General features: G+C 68.8%; 10 protein-coding genes and 1 tRNA gene. 5 read left to right on the forward strand and 6 right to left on the reverse strand.

Translation table 11 applies throughout. The annotated features are described in order from the left end of the window. Positions 1-126 precede the first annotated feature (126 nt). The 3 genes from IH54_RS0137850 to IH54_RS0137860 all read right to left on the reverse strand — a co-directional run bounded on the left by IH54_RS0137850 (position 127) and on the right by IH54_RS0137860 (position 1,931). Positions 127-843 (reverse strand): hypothetical protein, encoded by a 717-nt coding sequence (locus IH54_RS0137850; protein WP_031525889.1) that lies wholly within the window; start codon positions 841-843, stop codon positions 127-129. A 318-nt stretch (positions 844-1,161) separates the two neighbouring features. Beyond that, the gene (locus IH54_RS45950; protein WP_159012343.1) at positions 1,162-1,323 is read right to left on the reverse strand and encodes a hypothetical protein; all 162 of its coding nucleotides are present in this window, start codon (positions 1,321-1,323) and stop codon (positions 1,162-1,164) included. A gap of 143 nt (positions 1,324-1,466) precedes the next feature. After that, positions 1,467-1,931 carry a polysaccharide deacetylase family protein gene (locus IH54_RS0137860; protein ID WP_267965268.1) on the reverse strand — a complete coding sequence of 155 codons (465 nt, stop codon included), beginning with the start codon at positions 1,929-1,931 and terminating at the stop codon, positions 1,467-1,469. Between the two features lie 159 nt (positions 1,932-2,090). Between IH54_RS0137860 and IH54_RS0137865 the strand changes: the two genes are divergently transcribed. From IH54_RS0137865 to IH54_RS0137875, 3 genes are all read left to right on the forward strand, one after another. Next, entirely contained in the window at positions 2,091-3,569 is a 1,479-nt protein-coding gene (locus tag IH54_RS0137865) for a hypothetical protein (RefSeq protein ID WP_107060368.1), read from the forward strand. 304 nt (positions 3,570-3,873) lie between these two features. Next, a complete protein-coding gene (locus IH54_RS0137870) occupies positions 3,874-5,457 on the forward strand; it encodes a purple acid phosphatase family protein (protein ID WP_159012345.1) in 1,584 nt (527 codons plus the stop codon). A gap of 154 nt (positions 5,458-5,611) precedes the next feature. After that, positions 5,612-5,875: a hypothetical protein gene (locus tag IH54_RS0137875; RefSeq protein WP_031525898.1), complete on the forward strand. Its 264-nt coding sequence runs from the start codon at positions 5,612-5,614 to the stop codon at positions 5,873-5,875. On the opposite strand, the gene IH54_RS45955 is transcribed toward IH54_RS0137875, so the two are convergent. Then, the gene (locus tag IH54_RS45955; RefSeq protein WP_159012347.1) at positions 5,848-6,369 is read right to left on the reverse strand and encodes a hypothetical protein; all 522 of its coding nucleotides are present in this window, start codon (positions 6,367-6,369) and stop codon (positions 5,848-5,850) included. The genes IH54_RS0137875 and IH54_RS45955 overlap by 28 nt on opposite strands. Positions 6,370-7,059: 690 nt before the next feature. Then, positions 7,060-7,203 (reverse strand): hypothetical protein, encoded by a 144-nt coding sequence (locus IH54_RS45960; RefSeq protein WP_159012349.1) that lies wholly within the window; start codon positions 7,201-7,203, stop codon positions 7,060-7,062. 193 nt (positions 7,204-7,396) lie between these two features. On the opposite strand from IH54_RS45960, the gene IH54_RS44105 reads away from it, so the two are divergent. Both IH54_RS44105 and IH54_RS40885 read left to right on the forward strand, forming a co-directional pair. Next, on the forward strand, positions 7,397-7,708 hold the full coding sequence (locus tag IH54_RS44105; protein WP_159012352.1) for a peptidase inhibitor family I36 protein: 312 nt from the start codon (positions 7,397-7,399) through the stop codon (positions 7,706-7,708). 627 nt (positions 7,709-8,335) lie between these two features. Continuing rightward, on the forward strand, positions 8,336-8,725 hold the full coding sequence (locus IH54_RS40885; protein WP_043183472.1) for an integrase: 390 nt from the start codon (positions 8,336-8,338) through the stop codon (positions 8,723-8,725). A gap of 264 nt (positions 8,726-8,989) precedes the next feature. On the opposite strand, the gene IH54_RS0137890 is transcribed toward IH54_RS40885, so the two are convergent. Continuing rightward, positions 8,990-9,061 (reverse strand) — tRNA-Arg (locus IH54_RS0137890). Positions 9,062-9,137 lie beyond the last annotated feature (76 nt).

A 9,137-nucleotide genomic window follows, 5' to 3' on the forward strand; every position in this document is an offset into this window, starting at 1 on the left:
CACCCCTGAACGCCTTCCAGATCGCCTTCGAAGGCCGGCTCACCCCGGCCAACAACTGAACCCCAACAACCAAGATCAGCCGTTAACTGGACACACCCGCTTGTCGCTGCGACACGTGAGCCGGCTTCAGTGAAGGATGCTGACGGCTCGCGCGATGACGAGGAGGGAGGTGATGAGCGCGGAGACACTCTCAATGCTCATGAGCAGCTTGGCGCGGGTGGACAGCGGCATGGTGTCGGTCGGGCTGAAGGCGGTGGAGTTGGTGACGGAGACGTAGAGGTAGTCAACGAGGGTGGGGACCCAGTCGGAGGTGCTGCTGGCGCCGTCGGCGACTTCCTGGACGGTGTCGGCGTTCTCGTCCTGGGAGAATCGGAAGTCTGCCAAGGGGAGACGTTCTCGCGGGCTTTGGGTGCGGGCGACCGGGCCGCCGCGGTCGAGTTCCCAGAAGGCCATCCCGAAGGCGATGATGTTGGTGAGCCAGACCTGCAGGGCGGCGACGAGGAGAGGGCGCCCTTCTTCTGCATGCGCGTAGAGCAGGTCGTGGACGAGGATGCCCAAAGCGGTCAGGTTGCTCGCGACGATAACGAGTACCAGTGCCAGGGACAGCACACGGAAGGTCCGGGTCTGCCGTGTCAGTCGGCGGGGGTTGATGGCGATGAGGGGGATCAGGAGCGTCAACTCCAATGCCGGCAGGACGAAGCGCGGCGCGATCAGCAGCTGCTGCGGCAGCACCAGGTAGAGCGCGGCGGCCGCGAGTGTGGCGATCACGGCGGGAAGGCGGGGCTCGCCACGACGCTCGTGGCGCGGGTGCCTGGTCCGCGCTTCGCTCCGGCTGTCGGCCATCAACGGTGCCCCCTTGTTTTCCGACGCCGGTCTCCGCACGGCACACAGTCAGGGCCAGGCGAGCCGAGCACCAAGATGACGGCACGATCCTGCTGCCAGGGCATAGTGCCCTGGCAGCAGGATCGTATGCACACACCGGCGGGAGCCGGACGTGTTTGCCGAGGACTTCGGCCCCATCGATCTCCCGGAATGGTCTGGATCAGCTCGATCCCATGGCCGCGAGGCCACTCGATTGAGGCTCCCGTCAAAACCAAGGCCGGCAACGTGCCAGGGCGTGACGTGGCGAGCGCCTGTCGTAAACGTACAAAGGTCTGCCCGTTATGAGGCACGCTCCCCAGGAGCAACGACCCTCGGGACCAGCCCGCCCGCGCGGGCCCGGCCGACCAACCGCCCGATCAACTGCTCGTCCAGCAGGTCCGCCGCCAACTCAACCGGACGGACCTCCTCCGCCGCCTCAACCGAGGCAGTCACGTCGCTCATCAGGTGCTACTCCCGTGATCGGGAGTTACACCGAAGACCGTACAGACCCGCGGCGGGACCGTCGCGTGTCCTGCGCAGCGCACCTGGCGTCCACGCCACTACGCGGCCGGCAACCGGCGTCCGGGTCCGCCGCGGCCGCCGCGTCAGCCGGACGGCTGCGGCCCGCCGTGGTCACGCAGTGGCCAGACGCTCGGCCCGCGCTGTTCGCAGGTGTCGAGCAGCCGGGGGAGTGAGCCGAGGGTGTTGCGCCAAAGGCCGGTGGCGGAGGTGCAGTCGGAGTCGTGCAGCAGGACGGTGCCGCCGCCGCGCAGGTCGCGGGCGACGGTGTCGTGCACGCTGTCGGACGTGGCCCGCGCCCGCCAGTCCCTGGCCCACGCCGTCCACAGCACGGGGGTGAGGCCGAGCCGCCCGCACGCCAGATGTGTCGCGCCGGTCATGACTCCGTAGGGTGGCCGGAACAGCTGCGGCGCCGCGCCGGTCAAGTCGCCGATCAGGTCCCGCGCACGTGCCAGGTCGTCGTGGGTGGACCGCGGGCCGCGTGTCAGCAGCGGGCGGTGGGCCCAGCCGTGCGCGGCGATCTCGTGCCCTGCCTGCGACATCTCGCTCACGAGCCCGGAACTACTACACGATGTTGAATCTGGGGAAGCCTCACGACCAGGGCATTCCGCGGTGCCGGACGGCGCGTCGAGTGGTCCCGACCGGCCGGTGCGGACAGAGTCGGCCAAGCGGCCCGCACGTGCCGCCGCACCGACGATCTGAGGTCGCTGATGTCAGACAGGCTCCAGGTACGTGCCCGCCCGCTGCCGGCCACGCACTCGACCGCATCGGCGCAGTCCGTCGGCCGGGTGGCCGCGGTCTGCGCCGTCTTCGTACTCGCCCAGCTCGTCCTCGCCGTGCCCGGCTCCGGCCTGGGCTGGGACGAGACCGTCTACACCAGCCAGGTCGCCGCGCACGTCCCCGCCGCCTTCTTCAGTGCGCCCCGGGCCCGCGGCGTCTCTCTGCTGGCCGCACCCGTCGCGACCCTGACATCGTCCACCGCGGCCCTGCGGATCTATCTCGCGGTGCTGTCCGGCGCCGGGCTCTTCGTGTCGCTGCGCGTGTGGCGTCCGCTGCTGCCCGCCCGGGTGCTCGCGCTCGCCGGTGGCCTGTTCGCCGGACTGTGGATCACCCTGCTGTACGGGTCACAGGTCATGCCCAACCTCTGGAGTGCCTACGGTGCGCTGGCCGCCGTCGGATGCCTGCTGCGCGCAGCGCGCGACCGTGGGGACCGCGCGGCCCTCGCGGGGCTGGCCGTCGCGGTTGCGCTGGTCGGCCTCATGCGCCCGCCGGACGCGGTGTGGCTCGTGCTGCCGCTGGCCGGCGCCGCCCTGACCGTCCGCCGGTGGCGACACCCCGTGGTGTTCGCGGTCCTTGCGGCGGGCCTGCTGGCGGGCTGTGCGGAATGGGTGATCGAGGCCTATGTCCGTTACGGCGGCCTGGCCGCCAGGCTGCACCGGGCCAGCGCGATCGAGGGCGGCCTCGGCCTGCACTTCGCCGTCGACGACCAGATCCGTGCGCTGGACGGCCGCACGCTGTGCCGCCCGTGCGACGTGCCCTGGCGGCACCGGGCGAACTCGGCCTGGTGGTTCGCGCTGCCCCTGCTGGCCGCGGGCGGCGCGGCCGCGGCCTGGCGCGGCCGTCGGGCGACCGTCTGCTTGCCGCTGCTGACCGCCGGATTCCTCGCCGTTCCGTATCTGTTCACCGTGGGCTACGCCGCTCCCCGGTTCCTGCTGCCCTCCTATGCGCTGCTGGCGATCCCGGTCGCCGAGTGCCTGTGGCGGCTGGTCCGCGACAGCGCGGGCCGGCTGCGGCCGGTCGCGACCGCCGCGGTCGCCCTCGCACTGTGCGGCCATCTGGCGGTCCAAGGCGGGGTCCTCCTCGCCGCGGTGGGCAACAACCGGCAGGCGCGCGAGCACTACGAGGCCTTGGCCGAGAGCCTGCACGCGAACGGTGTACGGCCACCCTGCCTGCTGTCCGGCGACTCGGCGGTCCCGCTCGCCTTCTACGCCGGCTGCGCATCGCGCCAGACGGCGGGCTCCGACCGGAGCATCACCGTGGCCGGACTCCTGGCAGCAGCCGGTCACCGGCCGGTGGCGGTGCTCGTCGCGGCAGGCGACCGCGCTCCCGCCTTCGCGCGCCAATGGCGTTCAGCCGCACTCGCGGCGCCATCCGGCTCGGCCGCTTACCGCGCCTACTTCCCCCGGTGAAGAGGCCCTTTCGCTCTGGACCGTCCGCCACCGCCACCGCCACCGCCCCCGAGCCACTGGGCGCGACGTCGGACGCCGCGGCGTAGTGCCGGCGAACTCGTCAGCCCTGACTCGGCTGACCGCACCGGCGGACCGAGCGACGGGGGCGCACGGCGAACGTGACGACGGTCGGACATCTGTTGGGGCGTGAGGCCTCGTTCGGTCTGTGTTCACGACCCGTTCTCCCACCCGCCGATGCGAGTGTCACCTGCCGTCGCCACTCTTGGGCGATTTACCGACACGCGCCTGGAGGCGGTACATGGTGATGTCCGAGAACGAACAGCCGGCACGCAGGACGGTGCTGCGGGGCACGGCCGCAGCCGGTGCGCTGGTGGCGGCGCCCGCATCGACGCTGCTGTGGGCGCGGCCCGCGGTGGCCGGGACGCCGGGGCCCGAGCAGGTCCACCTGCAGTTCGGCAACGACCCGTCCCGGGAGATGACGGTCTCCTGGGCGACCGCCGCGTCCGTACGCAAGCCACGGCTGCGACTGGGCACCGTGCACGGCGAGTTCGGGCGTACACAGCAGGCCGAGACCAGGACGTACGTGGACGGTCTGAACAAGGTCGAGACGTACACCCACCACACCGCTCTGCGCGGGCTGCGCCCCGACACCTCCTACGTCTACGAGGTCTCGCACGACGGTGCCGCCCCGGTGCGCGGCACCTTCCGTACGGCTCCCGGGCGGGAGCGGGCCGCCTTCCGCTTCACCAGCTTCGGCGACCTCGGCGCGGGCAGCAACGACTGGGCCAAGTCCTCCATCAACGGGGCGGCCGCGGTCCGCAACGTCGAGCGGTTCGACCCGCTCTTCCACCTGCTCAACGGCGACCTGTCGTACGCCAACAACAACCAGGAGCTGCAGCCGCAGTGCTGGGACGCGTTCATGAACAACATGGCCGTCTCCGCCGCCAAGCGGCCCTGGATGGCCTCCCCGGGCAACCACGAGGTCGAGGCGGGCGGCGGCGAGTTGGGGTACGCGTCCTGGCACACCCGGTTCGCCTTCCCCGACAACGGCACCCGCGACTACTGCGGCAACTGGTACAGCTTCCAGGTCGGTTCCGTTCTCTTCCTCGCCCTGGACGGCAACGACATCGTCATCGAGGACGACGCGAGCATCGACCCGGTCACCGGCCAGTCGGTGTACATCAGCGGCTACAGCCAGGGCGCCCAGGTGCGGTGGCTGGAGCGGACGCTGGCGGTGGCGCGGGCCGGGCGCGAGGTCGACTGGATCGTGGTGTCGATGCACCAGTTCGCGATGGGGTCGTCCGCGACGAGCCACGGCGGCGACATCAACATCCGGCAGCTGCTGCTGCCGCTGTTCGACCGCTACAGCGTGGACCTGGTGCTGTGCGGGCACGACCACGACTACGAGCGCACCCACCCGGTACGAGGCACCGACCCCGACAGCCTGCTGCGGCCCGCCGTGGTGGACGACCGGCTGGATGACATCGACACCTCCAAGGGCACCGTCCACCTGATCCTGGGCGGCGGCGGTACGGCGTCGCACGACGACGTCTACCTCGGCGACTCCACGGGCGACGGCGTGCCGGACGCGACCGTGCGCACCAAGCGGCTGCCCTTCAAAGCCGATCCGGACGCCACGGAGAAGGCCACCTGGTCGGCGGTGCGCGACCCCGACACCCGATTCCCCTTCGGCCTCGCGGTCTTCGACGTCGACCCGGGCCGACTGCCCGGCGGGCGTACGGAGATCACCGTGAGCTACTACCACACACCTGCGGTGACCACCGCGAACCCCTTCCCCGAGCCGGTGCTCTACGACCGGTTCACCGTGCACCGCAACCGCCGCGACGGGCAGGAGCACGAGGGCCTTCACGGGCATGGACGCCGCTGAGCTGCACGGCGGAAAGAAGGGCGCCCACCGAGCGGCCGACCGAAGGGCTTCGGCTGGAAGGACCTCCGCGACCTGGTGATCCGGCCAACGCGACATCGGCAACCTGGCCGCCGCCGACCTCACTTGCGGCGCCAGGTACGGCAGCATCATCGCCATGTCTTTGCTGACCTGGGACTACGACGGTGATCTCTTCTGCGCCCTCACCACCATGGGCGCAGACGAGGGCCGGACGCATATCGAACTCAGCGAGGCCCGCATGGTCCCGGGCGGAGCCTCTTCCACGCCTGCTTCGCCGGCTCCAGGGCCGACAGTTGCGACGGTGCTTGTTTACGCACCCGAGGAGGAGAAGCCGGCAGAGGTCTCCTTCGACGCGGCGCATCAGGACGCCGGCTACACGCAGATCGGCGGATCCGGATAGGAGCACCCTGGGTACGTGGCACCCTCGTACTCGATGCCACCCTCCATCGTTTGATCGCACTCGGAGCATGAAACAACGAAATGCGGGTTGACGCGAAGGAAAGCTGAATTCTTCAGCTCGAAGATCCTCTTGACCGAGCCCACTCCGTGTTCGCGAATTCCTTGCTGTAGGAATTCAAACGCGCCGAACGTGTGGCCGGATTTGCACTTGAAGCTTGCGAAGCGGAAGTTTCCGATCTCGACTCCCAACTCGGACTCGATTCTCGACTTCTCTTCGCTCGATACGGGCTCAAGTCGTGATGCTTTGATGCGCTCGGGCGTCCAGTGCAAGTCTCTCAGGGCACGGGCCTGCTTGCGAGACAGGTAGAAGGATGCGGTTCTTCCGCTCTTGACGGTCTCTTGCACGATGGCCACGACAGCTTCGTCGTCCGCTGAGATGACGGCCTTTCCGCTGTCGACGACAGCTTCGATATGGGCCAGCAAAGAATTGTCCACCACGTGTCCTTCCGGGGCTGCGCCCTGAATGCGATCCTACGTTCGCGGACAACTATTCCTTTCGTTCGCCGTGTTCAGCAGGCGCGCCACGCGGCAGCCGTCACCCATCTCGCCTCATTGGTCCAACGAGCGAGCCCCGCAGGGTGCTGGTAACACGATGACGATCGGTGCTTCTTGAGCCGCCCCAGCAGGTGAGGCTGCAGACGAAGGAGTCTCCAGATCTTTGCGTCACCTCGACCGTCGGTCCGTCGGCGGTGCAGGCGTCCCGTACTGCGTTCACCGCAGCGTCGAATCTTTGCGGATCACCCTGACCGGTGAAGAGGCCGACGTCGTCGGAGACACTCGCGTGCTGCTGCTGGACGGCGAACCCTGGCCCACCACGACCCGAAGGACCTTGGAGAACCCGACCACCGCGCCGGGACTCCGACTCCCCGAGCACCGAGATCGCGTCAGCCACCCACAGCGGCCCCTCAGCGACGCCTCGTCGCCTCGACCGAAACGGCGAGGCCAGCGCTACCTGTCCGGGACTTCCCGCCGGTTTCCCGTAAAAGACCCGTATGGTCGCCCTCCGGGTCCGCAAGAATGTGTGCTCCAGGCAGCACAAGCGTGAGGGGGAATCAGTGGCTGCTGTTCGCACGAGCACGCCCACGGCCACGGCGGCCGCGGGGACCGTGGGGGGCCGATGAGCACTCAGCCGCCCACGCCGGGACCCACACCGCCGGGACCCACTCCGCCGGGACCCACTCCGCCAGGACCCACACCGCCAGGCTTCTTCGCCAGGCACTCCAGGTTGATCATCGGGAGCATCGCCGTACCGATCATTGTGGCCTTCATCCCGATCGTCTTCAACATTCACGCGGGCAGGGGCGCCACGGAAGCTCCCAATGCAATCGGTACAGTCGGGAGCACCTCCACCAGCCCTCCCACGACCAGCCCTCCCCCGACGAGCTTTCCCACTACGAGCATTCCCACGACCAGCCCTTCGGCGACCAGCCATCGCACGACCAGCCCTCCCACCAACCCTCCCGTGACGACAAAGGGCGGCGGTGGAGCCGACTGGGCCTGCCCCGGCGGAACGTTCTGCGCCTGGGACAGCCAAGATGCCGACGGCAATATGGTCGTCGAAAAGGACTCCGCATGCCGCCTGTACGACATCGGGAGCGCTGGACTGGGTGACCAGATCAGCTCATATCAGAATCGAACCGGTGTGGCCGTCGGCCTCTACAACTGGGATGGCACGCAGTGGGTGCTCCTCCTGGACGTGGCAGACGGCGAGCGAGGCAACTTGCCGGGATCAGCGGACAAGCAAACCGATGCGGTCAAGGTCTGCGACGGTTAGCCCGCGCCTTTCGCTCGCGGCCCTGTTCGGATCATGAGCGAAACAGCGAAGGTGCCTTCTGACCTGGGACGATGAGGCTTTGTCCAGAGTCTCTGTCAGCCCAGTAGGAAGGCACCTTCGGAGGGCACACTGCCAGGTCACGTCCCCGACTTGTGGTCTCGGCCGCCGGGTGTGGAGTGGTCAGCCATGCCGGGTCTCTCCTGCTGCCGGATCTCGCGGACGCCACCGGCCTGACCGGCGCCTTCGCCGACGCGCTGCGCCGGCTGTGGCCGCGCGGAATCGGGCACGATCCCGGACGGTCTTCGCGCAGAGGAGCGAGGTGGGCGAGGGCCTCGCCGCCGTCGGCGAGCATCACCGGTAGGGCCGGTCGCCCTGGAAGCTCCGGCGTGGTCGGTAAGCGCCCCGCCATGATGATCAATCGTGTTGCTGCGACTGGCCTACCTGACCGTGACGAACGCGTTCGCCATGCTGCGCCTGCGACTCGACGACTGCACCTTGCCGGAGACGGGCTGAGGCCGTATCGAACTCGCCGAGACGCGGCCCTCGGCCGGGAAGACCTGGACGGACTCCGGCGAGGCGCACGACCGGCGCGGGCTCAAGCAGCGCGAGAAGGGCGAGGTGCGGGTAGTGCCGATCCCACCGCCGCTGGTCCGGCTGCTTCGGGAGCACGTGGCGGAGTTCGGTACGGCGGACGACGGGCGGCTGTTTCAGAGTGAGTACGGCAACGTCGTGGCGGCCTCGTCGTATTCGCGGATCTGGAAGCGGGGCCGGGAGTTGGGCCTCCTGCCGGCCCAGGCCAGCTCCGTCATGGCGGCCCGTCCCTATGACCTCCGTCACGCGGGCGTATCCCTGTGGCTCAACTCGGGGGTTCCCGCACCGGAAGTCGCGGCCCGTGCCGGTCACTCGGTGGACGTGCTGTTGAGGATTTATGCGAAGTGCGTCGACGGCCAGGAAGCCGAAATGAACAACCGGATAGTGCTGGGGCTCGGAGAAGAGGATGAGACAAGCGGCTCGTGACTTCAACTCACGCGCCCCACGCGCGGAAGCCCCGGTCACCGCCAGGGCTTCCGCCGTGTCGGAGGTGTGTCGGTGGCGACGTCGCCGGTTCGGAAAACCGGCCCTGAGCTGCTGGAAGGACGTCAAGATCATTACGTGATCACTGACATCGGGCTGCGTTCGGCCGCTCTCGGCTGCGCACGGGCCGGGAAAGCAAAAAACCTCGCGGTCAGCGTTTCGGCTGGTCGCGAGGCGGATGTTCAAGTATCTCAATCGTCACCTGGGTGCCCCCGGCAGGATTCGAACCTGCGCACACGGCTCCGGAGGCCGTTGCTCTATCCCCTGAGCTACGGGGGCGACGGGAAGAACACTACCAGGAAGGAGGGGGTGGGTCGGACAGGGTTTGTGGCTGTCTCTTATACACATCTGACGC

It is taken from the genome of Streptomyces sp. NRRL F-5123 (assembly GCF_000721495.1).
Taxonomy (GTDB): Bacteria; Actinomycetota; Actinomycetes; order Streptomycetales; family Streptomycetaceae; genus Actinacidiphila.